The sequence below is a fragment of the Gemmatimonadaceae bacterium genome, from assembly GCA_020851035.1.
Taxonomy (GTDB): domain Bacteria; phylum Gemmatimonadota; class Gemmatimonadetes; order Gemmatimonadales; family Gemmatimonadaceae; genus JACMLX01.
Map to the genome: position 1 here is coordinate 206501 of JADZDM010000025.1, position 20117 is coordinate 226617.

Here is a 20117-nt window from a genome sequence, read left to right on the forward strand (position 1 = left end):
CGGCGCACGCATCCGCAAAGATATCACGGCGGCGCGCGCCGGTGTCCTCCCGCCGTGCGGGTCAGGCGCTGAGGCGCTCCCGGCCAGCAGGGGCGGTCGGGGTGCAGTTGCCACCGGCATCGGCCACCATCACGCCGCTCGTCGCGTGGCGCTTCGCCTGATACATCGCCCGGTCGGCCCGGTCCACCCACTGCGCCACGTCCTCGCCGACGGCGAGCTGCGCCACGCCGACCGAGGCACCGAGCGCGAACTCCATCTGCGGGCTGGGCAAGGGCAGTGCGCGGACCAGCTCCACCAGTCGCTTCGCCAGCGTCTGCGCCACGGGGAGTTCGCACCCGTTGAGGATCACCGCGAATTCGTCGCCGCCGTACCGGCAGATCACGTCCGACTGGCGCAGGAACACCTTCCAGAGCGCACCGGCCACGCTCTGGATGGCCAGGTCGCCCACGGGGTGCCCGTAGGAATCGTTGATCACCTTCAGTTTGTTCAGGTCGATCATCAGCAGCGTCATCGGCGCCCGGCTGAGCGAGAAGAGCTGTGCGGCGCGCTGCACCATCAGGTCGAAGTGCTTGCGGTTCCCGACGCGCGTGAGCGGGTCGGTCTCGCTCTCCTTGCGTGCCTCCTCGAGCTGCCGGCCGAGCGAGTCGAGGGAGTTCGCGAGCGACTTGTACTGCCGCTGCTGCTCCTCGCGCCGCTCCTTCAGTGCACGATCGATCTCGCTGATGGCGCTCAGCACGTCGTCCTTGATGGTGCTCATCTGCGACCCGCTCACGACCTTGCGCACGAGGGTGAGCTGCGACGCGGTGCTCGCCTCGGTGGTGTCGTCGATGCGCACCGCCTGGTGCACGGCGGAGACGCAGGTCCAGAGCGCGCTGCGCAGCTCGGAGACGAGCGATTCCACGGACTGCTGCTCGTCGCGGCGGAGTGCGGCGACGGCGCGCACCAGCCCCTTCCAGTCACGGTCGTGGAAGCCGACCGACGCGCTGCCGTCGTCCGACTCCTCCAGCGGCATGCCGAGCGTGGCGTGGCGCTGCCAGGCGGTCATCTCGCGGGTGGTGTCGGCCGCCGGCCGGTGCGGGAGGTCGACGGGAAAGCGCGCGATCGCACTGATCACGCCGCCGAGGGCGTCGATGACCGCGCTCACGTCGCCCGACGGCGCGGCCGGGGCCCGCGGCGGGGCGCCCGCCGGCTCGGTGTCCGGCGTGCTGTGCGCTGGGGCCGGTCGCGGCGCGGCGGCTTTTCTCTGGAAGAACATGCACGTCCCGGGTGAACAGGGGTTTCCCCAGAGCATCGGCAGGCTGTCGGGGATGCTTGAATCCCCTGCACCCGGATGGTGCGCCGGCGTCGCGTCAGGACGTCGCGAGGGCCCGGGATGCCTCGCGGGCACAGGCCGCCAGCACCACCGCCCCGGTCACGATGGCCCCCTCGGCCACGTCGAAGCGCGGGGAGTGAGCCGCCGTGGGTTCCTCGCCCGGGTTGCGGGCGCCGATGCGGAGGAAACAGCCGGGGATCCGCTCCATGTAGAAGGCGAAGTCCTCGCCCCCCATGTTGGTGATGCCGAACGGCACCACGCTGTCGTCACCGAGGGCATGGATGGCGGCGCTGCGCGCCCACGCCGCCTCGCGCGCCGGATTCACGATCGGCGGCGTGCCATGCCCGATCGTGATGCTGGCCACCACGTTGTGCGCGGCGGCGACGTCACGCGCGATGCGGGTGACCTCGGTCACCAGTCGCGCCCTCGTGTCGGGATCCATGGCGCGGAGGGTCCCGGTCAGCTCCGCCGTCTCCGGAATCACGTTCGGTGCCACGCCGGCGTGGATGCTGCCGACGGTGCAGACGGCAGGCCGCGCGGGGTCCAGGCGCCGGGCGACGATGGTCTGGAGCGCCGTGATGACCGCCGCGGCGGCGACGATCGGGTCGTCCGCCTCCTGAGGACGCGCGCCATGTGCGCCGCGTCCGTGCAGCGTGATGGTGAACTCGTCGGCCGACGCGGCGAGCGGCCCGGCCTCGGCCACCACCTGACCCACCGTGAAGCGCCGGTCCACATGCCCACCGAAGATCGCCGACACACCGTCGAGGGCGCCGCTGGCGAGGATCGCGATGGCGCCGGCCCCGATCTCCTCCGCCGGTTGCAGCACGAGCAGCACGTCTCCCGCCGCCGGTTCGCGCAGCAGGTCCATCGCTGCACCGATGGTCCAGGTGGCGTGGACGTCGTGCCCGCAGGCGTGCATCACGCCGGGCGTGACGGAGGCGAATGGCAGGCCCGTGGCCTCGGTGATCGGCAGCGCATCGATGTCACCGCGCAGCGCGACGACCGGCGCATGGCGGTCACGCCCGGGGAGGCGCGCGACGATCCCGGTGCCGGCCACGCGCCGGATCCCGTCCACGCCGATCGACTCGAGCGCCGCGACCAGCCGGGCGGCCGTCTCGTGCTCGGCGTTCGACAGCTCGGGATGCCGGTGCAGCGTGCGGCGGAGCGTGAGCAGCGCCGCAAGTTGCGCGTCACTGAAGCGGTCCGTGGCGCGCGCGGGGGCAAGCGGGACGTTGCCGGCGGTCATGTCGGTGTGGTGGCGTGGTGACACGGCAAGCGCCGCGGCGGACTACAGCGACTCCGTCCGGACCGTGAGGTCGTCGATGCGGTCGACGTCGACCTGCACGCCGATGCCCGGGCTGGTGCGCGGCACCTGCACCATGCCCTCGGCGTCCATGGTCCACTCCGGCGTGACGATGTCGCGTGCCCAGTACCGCGCACTCGGGCTCAGGTCGCCCGGCTTCTGGAAGTTGCTGAGCGACGCGAGCGCCACGTTGTACGCGCGACCGATGCCACTCTCGAGCATGCCGCCGCACCAGACCGGGATGCCGTTGGCCTCGCAGAAGTCGTGGATGGCCAGCGATTCCGCGAAGCCGCCCACCCGTCCCGGCTTGATGTTGATCAGGCGGCCGGCGCCTAGCGTGACCATGTCCTGCGCGCGCGCGAGGGAGGTGATCGACTCGTCGAGGCACACCGGCGTCTTCAGCATGCGCTGGAGCTGGCCATGCCGCACGATGTCCTCCCACGCGAGCGGTTGCTCGAACATCATCAGGTTCATCGCGTCCATCGCCACCAGCGCCTCGGCGTCGTCGAGGGTGTAGGCGTTGTTGGCATCCGCCATCAGCGGGGCGTCGGGGAAGGCCTCGCGCACGGCGCGCACGTATGCGACGTCCTTTCCGGGCATGATCTTGAGCTTGATCTTGCGGTACCCCTCGTCGAGTGCGGCGCGCACCTTCCCGACGAGCGCCTCGGGTGAGGCCTGGATACCGAGGGAGATGCCGACCGGGATCGCGGCACGGGTGCCGCCGATGAGCCGCGCGAGCGGCGTGCCGATGCGCACCGACTCCACCCCCCACATCCCCATCTCGACGGCGGCCTTCGCCATCAGGTGCCCGCGGAAGTCCTCCTCGAGCACGGCGAAGACGTCGCCCGGGGCGTTGAATCGGCGCCCGATGACACGGGGCGCGATCCAGCGGCTGATGGCCAGCCAGGCGGTGTCGATCGTCTCCGAGGTGTAGTTCGGGAGGTCGTCGGCGACGCATTCGCTCCACGCGCTGGCGCCGCTGGCATCGTGCAGCTCGAGCAGTGCGATGCGACGGTCGGTCATGGTGCCGGAGGAGATCCGGAACGGCTCGCGGAGGGGGAGCCGGATTTCGCGGAGCGTGATGCCGGTGATCTGGAGCATGTGCGGAGGCTGGGGCGGTCGGGTCAGAGCGGGGCGGAGAGCACGTAGTATGGCAGCGCGCCGGCCGCGCTGCGCACGAAGCGGGTGACGCGCCAGCCGTCGTGGAGCCGGGTGAAGGCGGCACGCACGGCGATGCGCCAGGCGAGGGCGCGGTCGCTGCTGGCGGCCTGCACGACGGTGAGGTCGTCGGGGAGCGGCACGCGGAGATGCCGGGCATCCACGGTGGAGACGGCCACGGGGGTGCCGTCACGGCCGATGGTGATGGCGCTGGGGAGGCGGTCGTCGCCGTCGGCGGGCAGGCCGGCGCGGTGCGCGCCGGCGGCGTCCAGGGCCCAGTGGTAGACGAAGCGGTCGGTCGGCATGGCGCCGTGCAGCACGCTGCCGGTGTTCTCGCCGTACATGTTCTCGACGTACTCGTGCGGGGCGGCGCCGAGGTGGTTGATGTTGAAGTGTGCGTTCCGGGCGACGAGGGGGTCGGCGGTCCAGTACATGCGGGTGACGCCGAGGCGCCGGACGGTGTCGGCCTGGTGCTGCTTGAGGCGCTCGCCGAGGCCGATGCCGCGCGCCTCGGGGAGCACGGCGAGCATGTCGGACCAGTGGACGAGCTGTCCATCGCGCACGCCGGTCATGCCGAAGACGAATCCGACGAGCCGGTGGTGGGGCGTGAAGGCGCCGGCGGTGACACCGCCGATCTTCTGGCTGACGCGGAGGATGGCGCCCGGGACGCGCTCGGCGAAGCCGTGGCCCCAGGTCTCGTCCTGGAGCGCCACGGCGGCGTCGTAGTCTTCGAGGGTGCCGAGGTCGCGGATGGTGAGGTCGGCGAGGGCGAATCCGGGGGTCGGCAGGGGCATGCGGGGGGCGGCTCTTGCGGTGGCGGCGGCGGCGCGGTAGCGATAGGTGCGCACAAAACTGTATACAATCTTCCCGCCCAAGCATGAGCCTCCGCCACTGCCCGCGCAAGGCCGCCCTCACCGCCGCCGCCGCCTCGATCGTCCTCGCCGCCTGCGGCCGCGGCGCCGTCGCGGGGGGCTCGGCCGGCACCACCGCCGCGGCGCCCGGATCCTACGACATCGTGATCAGCAACGGCCACGTCGTCGACGGCACCGGCAACGCCTGGTTTGCCGGCGATGTCGGCATCCGCGGTGACCGGATCGCCACCATCGCACCGGCCGGCGCCCTCGCCCGTGCACAGGCCACCACCCGCATCGACGCGGCCGGCAAGGTCGTCGCGCCGGGCTTCATCGACATCCAGGGGCAGTCGGTCTTCCAGTTCACCGTCGGTGACGGCCGCGTGGTCGGCAAGGTCTCGCAGGGCATCACCACCGAGATCCTCGGCGAGGGCACCACGCCGGCGCCGCTGAACGCCGCGATGGTCGCCCTGCTCGAGTCGCAGCGCGGCTCGCGCGACGACTCGCTGGCCGCGACGGCGTACGGCACCTTCACCGGCCCGCACGGCTTCGGCCGCTGGCTGGACGCGATGGAGCAACACGGCACGTCGGTGAACGTGGGCTCGTTCCTCGGGGCCGCCACCGTGCGCGTGTACGCCAAGGGCTACACGCGCGGTGACCCGTCACCCGCGGAGCTCGACACCATGCGCGCCGTCACGCGCAACGCGATGCAGGACGGTGCCTTCGGGATCGCCAGTGCACTGATCTACCCGCCGGGCAACTTCGCCACCACCGGCGAGCTGGTGGAGATGGCCAAGGCGATGGCGCCGCTCGGCGGCGTCTACATCACGCACATGCGCTCCGAGGCCGATGGCTACCTCGAGGCCATCGACGAGGTGCTGCGCATTGGCCGCGAGGGCGGGGTGCCGACCGAGATCTACCACCTGAAGGCCGGCGGCGTGCGCAACTGGCCGAAGGCCGCCCAGGCGGTGGCGAAGATCGACTCGGCGCGCGCGGCCGGCCAGGACATCGCCGCCGACATGTACCCGTACACCGCCGGCGGCACCTCGCTCTCGGCGTGCACGCCGCCCTGGGCCACCGAGGGCGACAAGCTGCTGGACCGGCTGCGCGATCCTGCCACCCGCGCGAAGATCATCGCCGAGATGCAGGCGCCGCGGAACAGCTGGGAGAACCTCTGCGCACTCGCCACGCCGGCGGGCATCGTCACCGCGGGCTTCGAGCACCCCGACTGGAAGCAGTACGAGGGCAAGCGACTCGCCGAGATCGCCGCCGATCGCCGGACCGACTGGGCGAACACGATCGTGGACGTGCTGCTTGGCACCGAGGGGCGTGTCGGCATGCTGGTCTTCATGATGTCCGAGCCGAACGTGGAGATGCAGATGCGGCAGCCGTGGATGAAGTTCGGCACCGATGCCGACGGCCTCGATCCCGACTCCGCGAAGGGCCTGGCCCACCCGCGCTCCTACGGCACCTTCCCGCGCATCCTCGGGCACTACGTGCGCGAGCGGCGGGTGATGACGCTGGAGGAGGCGGTGCGCAAGATGACCTCCGCGGTGGCGAACCGGCTCTCGATCCGCGACCGCGGCCAGTTGCGCGAGGGCTTCCTCGCCGACGTGGTGGTCTTCGACCCGGCGACCATCATCGACAACGCCACCTACACCGACCCGCACCGGCTCTCCACCGGCGTCTCGACGGTGATCGTGAACGGGGTGCGGGTCTGGAGTGACGGAAAGCACACCGGGGCGAAGCCTGGCCGCGTGGTGCGGGGCCCCGGACACATTGCCGCGGTGGCGCGATGAAGGCCTCGCCGGCGCCGGCGGCGCGCGGCGCGCGCCCGATGGTGGTCTACCAGACGCTGCGCGCGCGGATCGTGCGCGGCCAGCTCGCGCCGGGCTCACGCATCGTGGAGACCGACGTGGCGGCGCGGCTGCAGGTCAGCCGCCCACCGGTGCGCGGCGCGCTGCAGCGGCTGCAGCAGGAAGGGTACATCGTCGACTCGCCGTCGCTGCTGCAGTCGCGCCCGATGGTGGCGCCGCTCACCCGAGAGGATGCGATGGAGCTGTTCTCGATCGTGGCCGAGATCGAGGGACTCGCGGCGCGCTGTGCGGCGCAGCTCGATGCCGGGCCCCGCGAGCGGCTCGCGACCGCACTGGCGGCACTGAACGATCGCCTCGGGAAGGCGAGCCGGGCGAAGGTGCCACGGCACGACCTGCTCTACGACCTGGATGAGCGGTTCCACCGCGCCTACGTGACCGCGGCTGCCGGCCCGCGCCTGCGGGCCCTGCATGACGTGGTGAAGCCGCAGGCCGAGCGCTACGAGCGCCTCTACGTCAGCCTGCTGTCGCGCGGGCTGGCGCCGTCGGTGGCGGAGCATGCGGCCATCATCCGTGCTATCCGCGCCGGCGATGCCGATGCCGCCCAGCGTGCCGTGCAGGCCAACTGGCGCAACGCCGCCGACCGGCTCGGGCGCGTGATCTCCTCCGTCGGCGAGCGTGGGCAATGGTGAGACGCATGGTGCGCGCTGGCGCGCTCGTCGCGATGGTGTGCGGCGTGGATGTGCTGGCGGCGCAGCGGTCCCCGGCCGTGATCCCGGCCGCTGGCAGATATGCGCCCGTGGCGACCGCGCTCAGCGCGTTCATCGAGCACGAGATGGCGGTGCAGGGAATCCCGGCGCTCTCGATTGCGCTGGTGGATGACCAGCAGGTGGTCTGGTCACGCGGGTTCGGCATGGAGGATGCTGCCGCACGCCGCCCCGCGACCGCACGGACCGTGTACCGCGTGGGGTCGGTGTCGAAGCTCTTCACCGACATCGCCGTCATGCAGCAGGTCGACGCCGGCAGGCTGGACCTCGACGCGCCGGTGCAGCGCTACCTGCCCGGGTTCACGCCGCGGAATCCGTTCGGCACGCCGGTCACGCTGCGTCACCTGATGTCGCACCATGCCGGCCTCGTACGCGAGCCGCCGGTGGGCCACTACTTCGACGACACCGCGCCGAGCCTCGCTGCCACGGTCGCCAGCCTGAATGGCACCTCGCTGGTGGCCGCGCCCGGCACGCTGCACAAGTACTCCAACGCCGCCATCGCGGTCGTGGGATACGTGCTGGAGCACGACAGCGGCACGCCGTTCGCCGACTACCTCCAGCGGCGGGTGCTGCGCGTGCTCGGCATGGAGTCGAGTGCGTTCCGGCCGACCGCGGCCCTGTCGGCGCGTGTGCCGCAGGCCGTGATGTGGAACTACCACGACCGCCCCTTCGCGGCGCCGACCTTCCAGCTCGGCATGGCACCGGCGGGGAGCATGTACGCCACCATGCCTGACCTGGGGCGCTTCATCAGCATGCTGTTCCGCGATGGTGCCGCGTCGCGCGGGCGGCTGCTGAAGGCCGGCACCCTCCGGCGGATGTGGGAGCCGCAGTTCGCGCCGCCCGGTGCGACGGTTGGCTCCGGGCTGGGTTTCGGCATCGGGGAGCTGGACGGCGAGCCCGTCGTCCAGCACGGCGGTGCGATCTACGGCTTTGCCACGCAGCTCACGGCCATGCCGGACGCGAAGCTCGGCGTGGCCGTGAGTGCGGCGAAGGACGGCGTCAACGCGCTCACGGCGCGCATCGCGCGCGAGGCGCTGCGGTTGATGCGCGCGGCCCGCGCCGGCACTCCGCTGCCGTCCATCATGCAGACGACGATCGTGCCGCCGGCGCTGCTGGAGCGGCTGCGTGGCGACTGGGGGGACGGTGACTCGCTGGTCACGATCGTGGCGCGTGACACGATGGCGAGTGTGTCCGGCAGCATGCTGGAGATGCAGCTCGGCATGCGCCACTGGCGTGGTGACACGCTGGTCGCCGACGACGGGCTCTCGTTCGGCCGCCGCCTGTGGCTGGACGGCGACGAGATGCGCCTGGGTGACCGCCGGCTCCGGCGGCGCGCGCGCACCGCCGCACTGCCGCCCGCACCGCCCGCGCACTGGACGGGACTGGTCGGGGAGTACGGCTGGGACCACAACGTGCTCTACATCCTCGAGCGCGAGGGCCGGCTGCATGCCCTGATCGAGTGGTTCTTCGACTACCCGCTGACCGAGGTGTCACCCGATGTGTACGCATTCCCGAACTCGGGGCTGTATGCCGGCGAGCGCATCGAGTTCACCCGGGATGCCCGACGCCGCGGCACCACCGCGCGCGCGGCCGGCGTGGAGTTCGCACGCCGCCCGATCGTGGGCGAGGATGGCGGGGTGTTCCGCCTCACGCCGCTGAAGCCGGTGGCGGCACTGCAGGCCGCGGCACTCGCCGTGCAGCCGCCGTCCGAGACGGGCACCTTCCGCGCGCAGGCGCTGACGGAGCTGGTGGCGCTCGATTCCACCATCCGGCTCGACATCCGCTACGCGTCGGACCGCAACTTCATGAGCACCCCGTTCTACAGCCAGGCGCGCGCCTTCCTGCAGCGGCCCGCCGCCGAGGCGCTGGTGCGCGCGCATCGCGCGCTGGCGCGCCAGGGCTACGGACTGCTGATCCACGACGGGTACCGGCCGTGGTACGTGACGAAGATGTTCTGGGACGGCACGCCGCCGGACAAGCACGACTTCGTGGCGGATCCGGCGTCGGGGTCACGGCACAACCGCGGGTGTGCCGTGGACCTGACGCTGTTCGACCTGCGCACCGGCGAGCCGGTGATGATGACCGGCGGCTACGACGAGATGTCGGACCGCTCGTATCCGCAGTACCCAGGCGGGACGTCACGCCAGCGGGCACTGCGCGAGATCCTGCGGGCCGCGATGGAAGCCGAGGGATTCAGCGTGTTCGCGGCCGAGTGGTGGCACTTCGACTACAAGGACTGGCGGTCGTACCGCATCGGCAATGCGCGGTTCGAGGATCTTTCGCGGTAGCCTGGATCGGTGTCGTGCTCGGATCGGAACAGGGGTTCACGAACCGCGTTGTCGAGGCCCGCAGAACGCGGTCGTTCGAATGACGCTACGGGATGATGGCCGGCCGTCCGGACGACGACGACACACCGGACAGTGTCGCGACGACGAGTGCGACGTACTGCGGGCCGAGCCAGCCGTTCGGGCCGTCGGCGTAGGTCTCGGTCGTGGAGTGCGCGTCCAGGCCGCGGCCGCCGGCGCTGAGCGTGATGGCGGGGATGCCCAGCGCGATCGGCACGTTGGAGTCGGTGCTGCCGATGCCGGGCGTGACGGGGAAGCCGAGCACCTTGCCCGCCGCCACCGCGATGCGCACGACGCGCGCGCTGTCCGGCTGGCCGCCGGCGGGGCGGAGGCCCATGGTGTCGATGGTCACCGTGAGCGGCACCTTGCTGTTGGGCCAGCGCGCACGCTCCTCGGTCAGTGCGGCCTGCACGGCCGCCTTGAACTTCGCATCGATCTCCGCCAGCGACGCGGCACTCTCGGAGCGCATGTCGATCTCCACCGCCCCGATCGCGGGGATGCTGTTCACCGAGGTGCCGCCGCTCACCACGCTCGCGCTGAACGTGGTCTTCGGTGTGGCCGGCACGGTGAACTCCGACATCTTCGCGATCAGGCGCCCCATCGCGTGGATGGGATTGGGCATGCCGAACGCGCCGTAGCTGTGCCCGCCCGGGCCGCGGTACGAGACCTTGTATCGGTTGCTGCCGACGGCGCCGCTGGTGGCACCGAATCCGGTGCCGTCCACCGAGATGAAGTAGTCGATCTTGCCCTTCAACTCGCCGTTGAACAGCGCCCGCACGCCGCGGAGGTTGCCCGGGCCTTCCTCGCCGACGGTGCCGACGACGTAGACCATGCCCGCCGTGCGCACGCTGGCGGCGCGGAGGCCCTTCACCACGGCCAGCACGGTGGCGAGTCCGCGGCAGTCGTCACCGATGCCGGCGCCGGACAGCGTGGTGCCACGCGCCTCGGTGCTGTCACGCTTCACCGTCACGTCGGTGCCCTCGGGAAACACCGTGTCGAGGTGTGCCGAGAGCACGACGGTGGGCCCGGTGCCCGTGCCTGGCCGCTCGCCGATCACGTTGCCTTCCGCATCCATGTGCACGTTCGCGATGCCAAGCGCCTCGAGGCGTCGCTTGAACTCGGCGGCACGCACAGCCTCCTTGAACGGCGGCGCGGGGATCTGGCAAATGGACGTCTGCTGGTCGAGCGTCCATGCATTGTCGGCCCGGATGGCGGCCAGCGCATTCCGGATCGCGGCATTGCCGGACGGGATGCTGATGGCCTGCGCCTGTGCCGCCGTGGCGAGGAGCAGCGGGAGGCAGGTCTTCCGGATCATGGGCGTGAGGGGCAGGGGGTGAACGACCGGCGCCGGCCTCAGAGACCGTGGTAGATCGCGAGGTACGCGGCGAGGCCGCCGAGCAGCGGGACGAGCAGGTAGATCGGGCGTGCCAGTACCGGGATACGATACGGCAGGATCGAGAGCAGCGCGACGATCACCCAGATGCCGATCTTCGCCCAGAGCCACCCGGGGATCCCGTTCGCCATCACCCCAAGGCGGGCGGCCTGGCCGAATCCGCCGGCGATCACGATCAACATGCCCAGTCCGAAAACACCGGCGGTGAGGCCGCGGGTGCGCGCGGTGGCCTTGGTGCCCCCATTCGCGGCGTGGATCGCGATCCCGCCGAGCGAGGTCATGGCGAGGAACATGCCGAGCAGGTGCAGATACTTGTAGAACGGCAGCGTCCGGAAGAACGGCAGTGCCGCCGTGGCGGCAGCGGCGGTGTCTTGCAGCATCGCGAGCAGAGTCATGGAGTGCCCTGGGGGGTGAGCGTGCGGCAGCCTGCCTGGCGCGCGCGGGCCAGCGGCCGGCCGGTGCCGGGTCCGGGATGGACGGATGCCGGCTCGCGCACGCGTGGTGCGGTGGGCCGGCATCGGGTGTGACGGGCCAAGACTACGGTGCGGCCGGGCGGCGGGCAATCCGATTGCCGCGCCCCGGTCACGGTACCAGTCCCAGTGGTGCCGTCCGTGGCCGTGGTGCCGCGTTCGTCAGACGTTGAAGCGGAACAGCAGCACGTCGCCGTCGTGCACGACGTACTCCTTGCCTTCCGATCGCACCGCCCCGTTCTCCTTCGCGCCCTTCCATCCCTTGAAGCGCACGAAGTCGTCGAACCCCGCGGTCTCGGCGCGGATGAAGCCCTTCTCGAAGTCGGTGTGGATCACGGCGGCGGCCTTCGGGGCGGTGTCGCCGCGGTGAATCGTCCACGCGCGCACTTCCTGCTCGCCGGCGGTGAAGTAGGTCTGCAGCCCGAGCAGGTGATAGCCGGCGTGGATGAGGCGATCGAGCCCCGCGCTCTCGAGGCCGAGCGAGGCCAGGAACTCCTGCTTTTCCTCGGGCGCGAGCTCGGCCAGCTCGGCCTCGATGCGCGCCGAGAAGGGCACCACGTCGGCCACTTCGTCCGACGCGCCGATGGCGGCGCGCAGCGCGTCGACGTGCGCGCCGTGCCCGGTCGCGAGTTCGTCGTCGGTCACGTTCGCGGCATAGAGCACCGGCTTCACGGTGAGCAACATCAGCGGCTCGAGCAGGAGGAGTTCCTCCTTGCTCAGCCCCGCGCGGCGCACCGGCACGCCGGCCTGCAGCGTGGCGAGGGCCTTCTGCAGCGCGGGCAGCTCGGCGATGGCGTCCTTGTCACCGCTCTTCGCGATCCGCTGCTGCTTGTCGAGGCGCTTCTCGACGCTCGAGATGTCGGCGAAGCAGAGCTCGAAGTCGATCACGTCGCGGTCGCGCACCGGGTCCACGCCGCCCATCACGTGCGTGATGTCGTCGTCGTCGAAGCAGCGGATGACGTGCACGATGGCGTCGGTCTCGCGGATGTTGGCGAGGAACTTGTTGCCCAGGCCCTCACCCTGCGCGGCGCCCTTCACCAGGCCGGCGATGTCCACGAACTGCACGACCGCAGGCACGGTGCGCTTCGGCTGCACGACGACGGCGAGCGCGTCGAGGCGCGGGTCGGGCACCTCCACCATGCCGACGTTCGGCTCGACGGTGCAGAACGGGTAGTTCGCGGCCTCCGCCTTGGCGGCGGTGAGGGCATTGAACAGGGTGGACTTGCCGACGTTCGGGAGGCCGACGATGCCGAGCTTCAGCACAGGATGGATCGGAGAGGGGAAGGGACGCTCACGGCGCGGTGGGCGGCGGTGGGTTGAACTTATTCATCATGGCCGTGATTCCCTCACGGACCCAGCACTCGCAGGCCTCGCCGATGCGCGGCAGTGCGGCCTCCATGAACTCCGCCTCCTCACGGCCGAACTGGCCGAGCACGAAGTCGGAGAGGTTGCCGACGCTGGCGCGCGGATGGAGCGGGGCGACGCCGATGCGGAGGCGCGGGTAGCCGGTGGAGCCCACGTGCGCCTGCACCGACTTGAGGCCGTTGTGCCCGCCGGCACTGCCGCTGGGGCGCGTGCGCATCGCGGCGAAGGGCAGGGCCACCTCGTCCACGAGCACCAGCAGGTCTGCCGCCGGGTCCCAGCCTGGCCGGGTGAGGAACGGCTTGAGGACCTCGCCGCTGAGGTTCATGTACGTCTGCGGCTTGACCAGCTTCACGACCTCGTCGCCGACGCGGGCGGTGGCGACCATCGCCTTGCCGTCCTTCGTCCAGCCGTCGGTGTTCCACCGGCGCGCGAGGTGGTCCAGCACCCACCAGCCGATGTTGTGCCGGGTGCGCTCGTACTCCCTGCCGGGATTGCCGAGACCGAGGAAGACTTTCATGCGGGGAAACGAGAGCGGGGCGCCATGCGAGTGATCGCAGAGCGCCCCGCTGTCGGACGGTGGGGCTTACTTGGCGTCGTCGGCCGGCTTCTTCGCGCGGAGCACTTCGGGCTCGGCGGTCGCAGCGGCTTCGGCGGCGGCATCGGCGGCGCTGACCTTCGGCGCGGCGACTACGACGACCGAGGCATCGGCGTCGGTGAGGACCGTGATGCCGGCGGGCAGGGTGAGGTCGCGCACGTGGATCGAGTCCGCGACGTTCAGGGCCGAGATGTCGACGTCGATGTGGTTCGGGATGGCCGACGGGTCGACGCTGACCTCGAGCTCGCGGAGCGTCTGGTCGACGATGCCGCCGAACGAGCGGACGCCGATCGAGGTGCCGACGAGGACGAGGGGCACGTTGACCGTGATCTTCTCACCGGCGACCAGTTCCTGGAAGTCGATGTGGACGAGCTGCTTCTTGAACGGGTGCTTCTGGATCTCGCGGATCAGGGTGCGCGAGACCTTGCCGTCGATGCTGAGCTCCACCACGGTGGTCTCGGCGGCCACGCGCTCGAGCAGTCGCTCCAGCTCACGGGTCGGCACGGAGAGGGACATCGGCGCGCGCTTGTGGCCGTAGATGACGGCCGGCACGGAGCCGGCGCGACGCAGCGCGCGGGCAGCGCCCTTCCCGGACTCGGAGCGGAGGGTGGCAGAGAGCGTGGCAGTGGACATCGGCAGGACTCCTCGGGACGCGCAGCGCGTCAGTCAAACAGTGAGCTGACGGACTGCTCACTGTGGGTGAATCGAATGGCCTTCGACAGCAGTTCGCCCACCGACAGCACGTTCAGCTGGCGCGGGCGGCGGGTCTCGGGGATGAAGACGGAGTCGGTCACCGTCACCTCCTTGATCGGTGCATCGTCGAAGCGCTCCTTGGCAGGACCGCTCAGCAACGCATGGGTCGCACACACGTAGATGTCGGCGGCGCCGAGCGCCTTGAGCGCGCGGGCCGCCTCCGTCATCGTGCCGGCCGTGTCGATCATGTCGTCGGCGATGAGGCAGTCACGCCCCTCCACGTCCCCCACGACATTCAGCACCTCGGCCACGTTCGCCTTCGGGCGCCGCTTGTCGACGATCGCGAGCGATGCGTCGAGCCGCTTGGCGAACCCGCGGGCCATCTTGGCGGCACCGACATCCGGCGCCACCACCACCAGGTCCTTCAGGCCTTTCTTCCGGTAGTGCGCCGTGAGCACGGGCGCCGCATACAGGTGATCGACCGGCACATCGAAGAAGCCCTGCAACTGGTGCTGGTGGAAATCCAGGCCGAGCACGCGGTCGGCGCCGGCGGTCTGGATCATGTTCGCCATCAGCTTCGCCGCGATCGCCACCCGCGGCTGGTCCTTGCGGTCCTGCCGCGCGTAGCCGAAGTAGGGCAGCACACACGTGATGCGGGTCGCGCTCGCCCGACGCGCGGCGTCGATGAGCAGCAGCATCTCGAGGATGTTGTCCGCCGGCGGGTTCGTCGACTGGATGATGAAGAGATCCGACCCGCGGATGTTCTCGTCGATCCGGACGAAGATCTCGCCGTCACTGAAACGCGTTGCCGTGGTCCGGGCGAGTTCGACGCCAAGATGGCGTGCAACCTCGTCGGCCAGCGCCGGATTGGCGGTCCCGGAAATGATCTTGGCGCCTGGCGCCAGCGGCAGCGTGTCCATATGGCAGAGCCTCAGAACCTACCTGCCGAGGCTCGTCCATTCAAGGCTGCGGTGAAACTGGGCGTCGGCGACGCTACACCAGCTCGGCCGGCGACTGGCGGGCGGCCTGCGAGGCGCGCGCCACCCGGACCGCCGCCAGGGCGGCCGCGGCACTGGTGATCATGATGTCGGTCACGTCGGGAAAGCGGCCCGGGACCACGAGCTGGCCGGCCTCGTAGACGATCGCGACCAGCACCGCCGCCCGGACCCCCGGCTGCGGGGCCCCGGCCCGCTTCCGCGCCGCCAGGCATGCCCCGAGCGCCGCCCCGATCCCGGCCTTCTGCAGAACCAGGAAGACGCTCGACATGTCCTGTCGGCTGAACTGGGACATCAGGGGCACGAGCTGCCGCCAGGTGAACCCGGGGCCGCCATCGGGGTGCACTGCCCAGGCCGCCGGCACCCATGACATCAGGGCGCCGACCACCGCACACGCCACCGCCAGCTGCAGCCCGCGGTCGCTCCGGGCCGGGAAGCGACGGCGCCAGCGCCCGACCAGTGCCAGGCCCAGCAGCAGGCCCAGGCTCACCGCCACGGCCTGCACCGGGAGGCTTCGGCTCTCGCGCTGGAGTCCGGCCATCGCCCGGCCGTAGTACGCCCCGGCCAGCAGCAATGGGACGATCAGCAGCCAGACGGCGAGTTGCGCCCGACGCACCCGACCGGTCCGGTCACTGATCGACACGGCCACCGCGATGCCGGCCAGGCCCCAGGCGCCAAGGTCGGTGAGCAGGGCCAGCCAGGGCACGACCAGCGGCGACTGCTGCGCCACGGCCTCCATCCGGAGCATCGGCGTGGCGGCCCAGCCGAGCACCTGCGACGGACGGCTGGACGGGGCGAAGGCGAGGCCGGCCGCGGTGGCCAGCAGCGCCGATGCCGGCATCCACCCCGGCACCCCCAGCGTGGTCCCGCTCCGCATGTCGGTCGTCGCCCGGCGCTCGATCAGCCAGACGCCGGCCGCCCCCACCACCGAGCCGAGGGTATTGGTCAGCACGTCGAGCACGCTCGTCTCGCGACTGGCCGAGAAGAGCTGCATCGACTCCACCGTGAGGCTGGCGAGCATGCCGAGGAACGTGGCCATCGCGAGGTCGCGCCGGGTGGCGGGCGCGCGCGCCGTCAGCACCCACGTCACGCCCCAGCCGGCGAAGAGGGCGACGTTGCGCACCGCGTCGACGACGTTCTTGAAGTTCATCTGCGGATCGAGCGCGCGTCGCAGGCGCGCGAGCACGCGCTCCGGGTCCGGATCGAAGCCGAGGCGCATCAGCGTCGCGGTGCAGATGATCGCGAAATACGCCAGGCGCAGCACGGTCGCGTGGCGGACGGCGATGGCCACCAGGTCGAGCCCGGGGCGCGGCGCCTGGTGCGCGGGCATGTCGGTGGTGCGCCGCGGCGCCCGCTCAGTGATCACGCAGGTGTGTGTGCTGGGACGAGGATTCCCCGACGTGGATTCGAACCACGATTCACGGCTCCAAAGGCCGCTGTCCTGCCATTAGACGATCGGGGACCGGGTCGAAGGCTAACGGAAACCGATCGGCGGCGACAAGATGCGCACCGGCGGGACGGCAGTCAGCGTCTGCGCGCGCTGGTAGCGCGTGCCGTCGCGCGCCGGCCAGGTCGCGGCCACGGCGGCGTACGCGTCAGGCTGCACATCGGTGATGGCCACGACCGTGGCCCCCGAGCCGGACATCCGCACGAGTGCCTGCGGCGCGACGGCAGACCACGCGGCGTGCACGGCCGCGATGTCGGGCCGCAATGCGAACACCGGCCCCTCGAAATCGTTCCGCGCATGGCGCTGCAGCGCGTGCCACGAATCCAGCGTGCCGGCGCCGAGGAGCATGCCGCCCGGCGGCGTGATGCGCCCGTCACTGCGTGCAGTGGCCAGCGCGTGGTAGGCGAGGGCGGTGTTGACGCCGGTGTCGAAGGTCGCCATGTGCACGGTGCGCGCGGGGAGTGGTGCCAGCGGCAGCAGGCGCTCCCCGCGGCCCCACGCCAGGGTGCAGGCCGCCTCGGTGGACAGGAACGGCACGTCGGCACCGAGGCTGGCGGCGATCGTGAGCAGCGTCGCAGTGTCGAGCGGCTCGCGGTTCAGCGCGTTCAGCGCGCGAAGCACCGCGCCGGCATCTGCGCTGCCGCCACCCAGGCCGCCACCGGTGGGGATGCGCTTGGTGATCGCGATCACGATGCGCTGGCCAGGCGCGGGCCACGCCGCCGCTGCGCGATAGGCGGCCGCGGCACGGCAGGCGAGGTTCTCGTGGTCGGGCACGTCCACCGGCGGCGTGCAGCGGATCGCGATGCCCTCGCCCTCGCGCACCAGCACCTTCACGTCGTCGGCGAGCGAGATCCGCTGGAAGACTGTCTCGAGCTGGTGGTACCCCGACGCCTCGCGCGCGAGGATGCGCAGGTCGAGGTTCACCTTGGCCCAGGCCTCGACCTCGGCGTAGCGTGCGGTGGTGTCAGGCATCGGCCGGGGAGGGCTGCGCCGCCGTGGCGCGCATCTCGCGCAGGCTGAGGCCAAGCCGCGAGAAGTAGAAGGCGCCGAGCGCGGTGATCGGGATGAACGACAGCAGGTGGAAGCCCACCGCCCAGGTCACGGCGAGCGTCACCGGCACGCCGTAGATCTGCAGCCCCGCCTTCGCGAACGCCTCGAACGGCCCGAAGAACCCGGGGGAGGAGGGGATCGCGACGCCGACGGAGATGAGGCCCTGCAGGAAGAGCGCGGCCGAGAACGGCGCGGTGATGCCGACGGCGCGGAACGCGATCCAGAAGGCGAGGGCGTTGGTGAGCCAGTGCAGCACCGTCCAGAACACCACGCGGGCGAACCGCGACGGGCTGCGGAGCACCGCGAGGCCGTCGGTGGCGTGCTCCACGAACCGCGCCACGCGCGGCTCCCACGCGGGCCGGATGGCGCGCACGAGGCGGGCCGCGAGGCGCCGCACCGTTTCGGGGCGGAATGCCACCATGGTGGCGCCGGCGAAGGCCACCAACAGCACCGTCACGCCCCAGGTGCCGACCAGCGCGGTGGCGGGCCGCCCGGCGATGGTGGCGCCGTCGGGAAAGCCGGGCGCGAGCATCGCGCCGAACATGAGTGCGAACACCACCAGCGCATCGAACACGCGGTCGAGCGCGATCGAGGCGAGGGCACTGGTGAACGAGACGCGCGGCTCCTCGCGGGTGATGGCGTAGGCGCGCGCGAGCTCGCCGGCGCGTGCGGGGAGCACGTTGTTGATCATCATCCCGATGGCCACGGCCCGCCAGGCATCGAGGAACCGCAGTCCCGGTGCGATCGGCTCGAGCAGCACCGTCCAGCGCATCGCGCGCATGGGGAAGATCGCCGTCGCCACCACCGGCGCGAGCAGGAGCAGCGCGAGATTCGCGCCGCGGAGCTGCCGGAGCAGTTCATCGGGCTTCACGTCCCGGAGCGTCCACGCCAGCAACAGCAGGGTGAGCAGCGCCCCGATCGCGGTCTGCCATCGGGTGCGGGTCATCCCGGGCGACCGGTCAGCTCGCGCTCCCTGCGAGCTCGACGAGGTCCAGGAGTTCGTTCACCAGCTCCTCGTCGTGCGGCGCACCGGCGGTGCGGAGCTGGCCGACGATGTGCCGGGCACGCGAGAGCGCGCGCGGGCCGCGGTAGAGCAGGGCGTCGATCGGGACCACGTCGGGCTCGCCGTCGGGCGCCGGCCGCGCGGGCGGTGCACCGCCTTCGGTGACGGTGATGAGGTCCAGCGGCGTGGCATCCAGCTCGCGCACCTTCTCGAGGCTGTTGCTGAGCAGTGTGCTGAGTTCCCGTCCGCTGGGCGCCGCGGGCGTGGGACGCGCGACGGTGGGCGTCGGGAGCACGGTCGCCGACATCGTGGGCGTGCGCGGTCGCTGCGTGTACGGCGTGGGCCGCGACGTGCGCTCCGACTGCGACGCGCTGGTGAGCGGCGTGGCGGCGAGCACCACGCGGCGCAGCTCGTTGAGGCGCTGCGCGCGGAGGTGTGGCGCCAGGTCCTGCTGTGTGATCACCGAGAGGGCGCTGTCGAGCGCGCCGGCCGAGGGAGCCGGCAGCGGGGCCTGCGCCGAGAGGACAGCGTCACAGAAGCTGCGGATGTCGTCGTGCTGGTAGCTCGAGGCGATGTCGCGGAGCGAGACGAGCACTGGGCGGAATGCCGCGACCATGTCGGCACTGGCTTCCTGGATCGCGCCCTGGCGCAGCGGTGCCAGCCGGGCGCGCAGCGAGCCGACGAGCGGCGAGACGTCCGCGATGAACCGCTGCGCGAAGGTGATGGCGGGGTTCGGCGCCCGGAAGACGACGTGGTCGGCGTCGTCGGCAGGCGCGAGGGCGGCGATCGGGACGATGGGCATGTTGGCGTCGGGGTGGGCGGGCATCCCGCGCGTCGGTGTGGCCGAGGGGAGGGGCTCGACCGGACGTGCGGGGGCGCTCGTGGCCGCGATCGGCTCGGCTGCGGCGGGCACCACCGGCACCGAGGCCGGCGTCGCCACGGCCTGATCGAGCGAGTCGAAGAAGGCGGTGACCGCGGGGTTCTTCGGCCGCGCGGCGGGCGGCGCGGGCGTGGCCGGCGCGGGCACCGGCGCTGCGTGGGACGCCGGGGCCGTGGGCGCGGAGGCGGCCGCCAGCGCTGCCGGCCCGCCGCCCTGCATCAGGGCACCCTGGCGCTCGACGTCGTCGAGCACCGCGCCGAGGCGGCCCGCGGCGGTCCGTGCACGCTGGTCATGCGACTCGCCCCAGAGGCGTGCCATCGGGATCAGCGACCGGAGCTCGGCAATGGACTCGGTCATCGCGGCGGCGAGGCCGGGCGTCCAGGCGATGCGGCCTTCGTGGAGGAGGCGCGCACCGCGCTCGAGGCCGGAGGAGGCATCGGCGAAGCTGGCGAGCCGGGCCATCACGGCACTGCCGCGGAGTCCGCGGGCCAGCTTCAGGAGCGTGGCGGAGTCGGGGCCTTGCGGCTCGTCGGTGGCCGCGAGGCGCTGCAGCCGGTCGACGTAGTCGCTGGCTTCGAGAACGAAGAAATCGAGCAGTCCGACAGACATTGGATACGGGAGCGGGTGGGAGCGTATCCCGGCAGACGAGTGGCGCGCCCCGCAAGCTACATGCGGC

General features: G+C 71.5%; 17 protein-coding genes and 1 tRNA gene. 3 read left to right on the plus strand and 15 right to left on the minus strand.

The genetic code is table 11. The annotated features are described in order from the left end of the window. Positions 1-61: 61 nt before the first annotated feature. The 4 genes from IT355_18240 to IT355_18255 form a co-directional block, all read right to left on the minus strand. Positions 62-1255, minus strand: a complete 1194-nt coding sequence (locus IT355_18240) for a GGDEF domain-containing protein (GenBank protein ID MCC7055220.1) — start codon at positions 1253-1255, stop codon at positions 62-64. Positions 1256-1349: 94 nt separating this feature from the next. Further along, complete coding sequence (locus IT355_18245) at positions 1350-2582, minus strand: amidohydrolase (protein ID MCC7055221.1); 1233 nt, start codon at positions 2580-2582, stop codon at positions 1350-1352. A gap of 18 nt (positions 2583-2600) precedes the next feature. Next, positions 2601-3716 carry an o-succinylbenzoate synthase gene (gene menC, locus IT355_18250; GenBank protein MCC7055222.1) on the minus strand — a complete coding sequence of 372 codons (1116 nt, stop codon included), beginning with the start codon at positions 3714-3716 and terminating at the stop codon, positions 2601-2603. A gap of 23 nt (positions 3717-3739) precedes the next feature. Beyond that, the gene (locus tag IT355_18255) at positions 3740-4567 is read right to left on the minus strand and encodes a hypothetical protein (protein ID MCC7055223.1); all 828 of its coding nucleotides are present in this window, start codon (positions 4565-4567) and stop codon (positions 3740-3742) included. A gap of 83 nt (positions 4568-4650) precedes the next feature. On the opposite strand from IT355_18255, the gene IT355_18260 reads away from it, so the two are divergent. Genes IT355_18260 through IT355_18270 form a run of 3 tightly spaced genes read left to right on the plus strand, consistent with a single transcriptional unit; the run spans position 4651 to position 9493 of the window. After that, a complete protein-coding gene (locus IT355_18260) occupies positions 4651-6423 on the plus strand; it encodes a D-aminoacylase (GenBank protein ID MCC7055224.1) in 1773 nt (590 codons plus the stop codon). Further along, positions 6420-7130 (plus strand): GntR family transcriptional regulator, encoded by a 711-nt coding sequence (locus tag IT355_18265; GenBank protein ID MCC7055225.1) that lies wholly within the window; start codon positions 6420-6422, stop codon positions 7128-7130. Before IT355_18260 ends, IT355_18265 begins: the two co-directional genes overlap by 4 nt. Before the next feature lie 5 nt (positions 7131-7135). Then, a complete protein-coding gene (locus IT355_18270; protein MCC7055226.1) occupies positions 7136-9493 on the plus strand; it encodes a serine hydrolase in 2358 nt (785 codons plus the stop codon). 85 nt (positions 9494-9578) lie between these two features. Here the strand turns inward: IT355_18270 and IT355_18275 are convergent, their stop codons facing one another. From IT355_18275 to IT355_18325, 11 genes are all read right to left on the minus strand, one after another. Beyond that, complete coding sequence (locus IT355_18275) at positions 9579-10865, minus strand: M20/M25/M40 family metallo-hydrolase (protein MCC7055227.1); 1287 nt, start codon at positions 10863-10865, stop codon at positions 9579-9581. A 38-nt stretch (positions 10866-10903) separates the two neighbouring features. After that, on the minus strand, positions 10904-11323 hold the full coding sequence (locus IT355_18280; GenBank protein MCC7055228.1) for a hypothetical protein: 420 nt from the start codon (positions 11321-11323) through the stop codon (positions 10904-10906). A gap of 252 nt (positions 11324-11575) precedes the next feature. Next, the gene (gene ychF / locus IT355_18285) at positions 11576-12676 is read right to left on the minus strand and encodes a redox-regulated ATPase YchF (GenBank protein ID MCC7055229.1); all 1101 of its coding nucleotides are present in this window, start codon (positions 12674-12676) and stop codon (positions 11576-11578) included. 28 nt (positions 12677-12704) lie between these two features. Beyond that, the gene (locus IT355_18290; protein MCC7055230.1) at positions 12705-13295 is read right to left on the minus strand and encodes an aminoacyl-tRNA hydrolase; all 591 of its coding nucleotides are present in this window, start codon (positions 13293-13295) and stop codon (positions 12705-12707) included. A 66-nt stretch (positions 13296-13361) separates the two neighbouring features. Next, positions 13362-14006 carry a 50S ribosomal protein L25/general stress protein Ctc gene (locus IT355_18295; GenBank protein MCC7055231.1) on the minus strand — a complete coding sequence of 215 codons (645 nt, stop codon included), beginning with the start codon at positions 14004-14006 and terminating at the stop codon, positions 13362-13364. A gap of 29 nt (positions 14007-14035) precedes the next feature. Beyond that, positions 14036-14986, minus strand: a complete 951-nt coding sequence (locus IT355_18300; GenBank protein MCC7055232.1) for a ribose-phosphate pyrophosphokinase — start codon at positions 14984-14986, stop codon at positions 14036-14038. A 73-nt stretch (positions 14987-15059) separates the two neighbouring features. Beyond that, positions 15060-16427 carry a VanZ family protein gene (locus tag IT355_18305; GenBank protein ID MCC7055233.1) on the minus strand — a complete coding sequence of 456 codons (1368 nt, stop codon included), beginning with the start codon at positions 16425-16427 and terminating at the stop codon, positions 15060-15062. 25 nt (positions 16428-16452) lie between these two features. Then, positions 16453-16523, minus strand: a tRNA-Gln gene (locus tag IT355_18310). Positions 16524-16535: 12 nt separating this feature from the next. After that, positions 16536-17480, minus strand: a complete 945-nt coding sequence (gene ispE / locus IT355_18315; protein MCC7055234.1) for a 4-(cytidine 5'-diphospho)-2-C-methyl-D-erythritol kinase — start codon at positions 17478-17480, stop codon at positions 16536-16538. Further along, positions 17473-18504, minus strand: coding sequence for a flippase-like domain-containing protein (locus IT355_18320; protein ID MCC7055235.1), 1032 nt, complete (start codon positions 18502-18504; stop codon positions 17473-17475). The genes ispE and IT355_18320 overlap by 8 nt, the downstream gene beginning before the upstream one ends. 13 nt (positions 18505-18517) lie before the next feature. Beyond that, on the minus strand, positions 18518-20050 hold the full coding sequence (locus IT355_18325) for a hypothetical protein (GenBank protein MCC7055236.1): 1533 nt from the start codon (positions 20048-20050) through the stop codon (positions 18518-18520). Positions 20051-20117 lie beyond the last annotated feature (67 nt).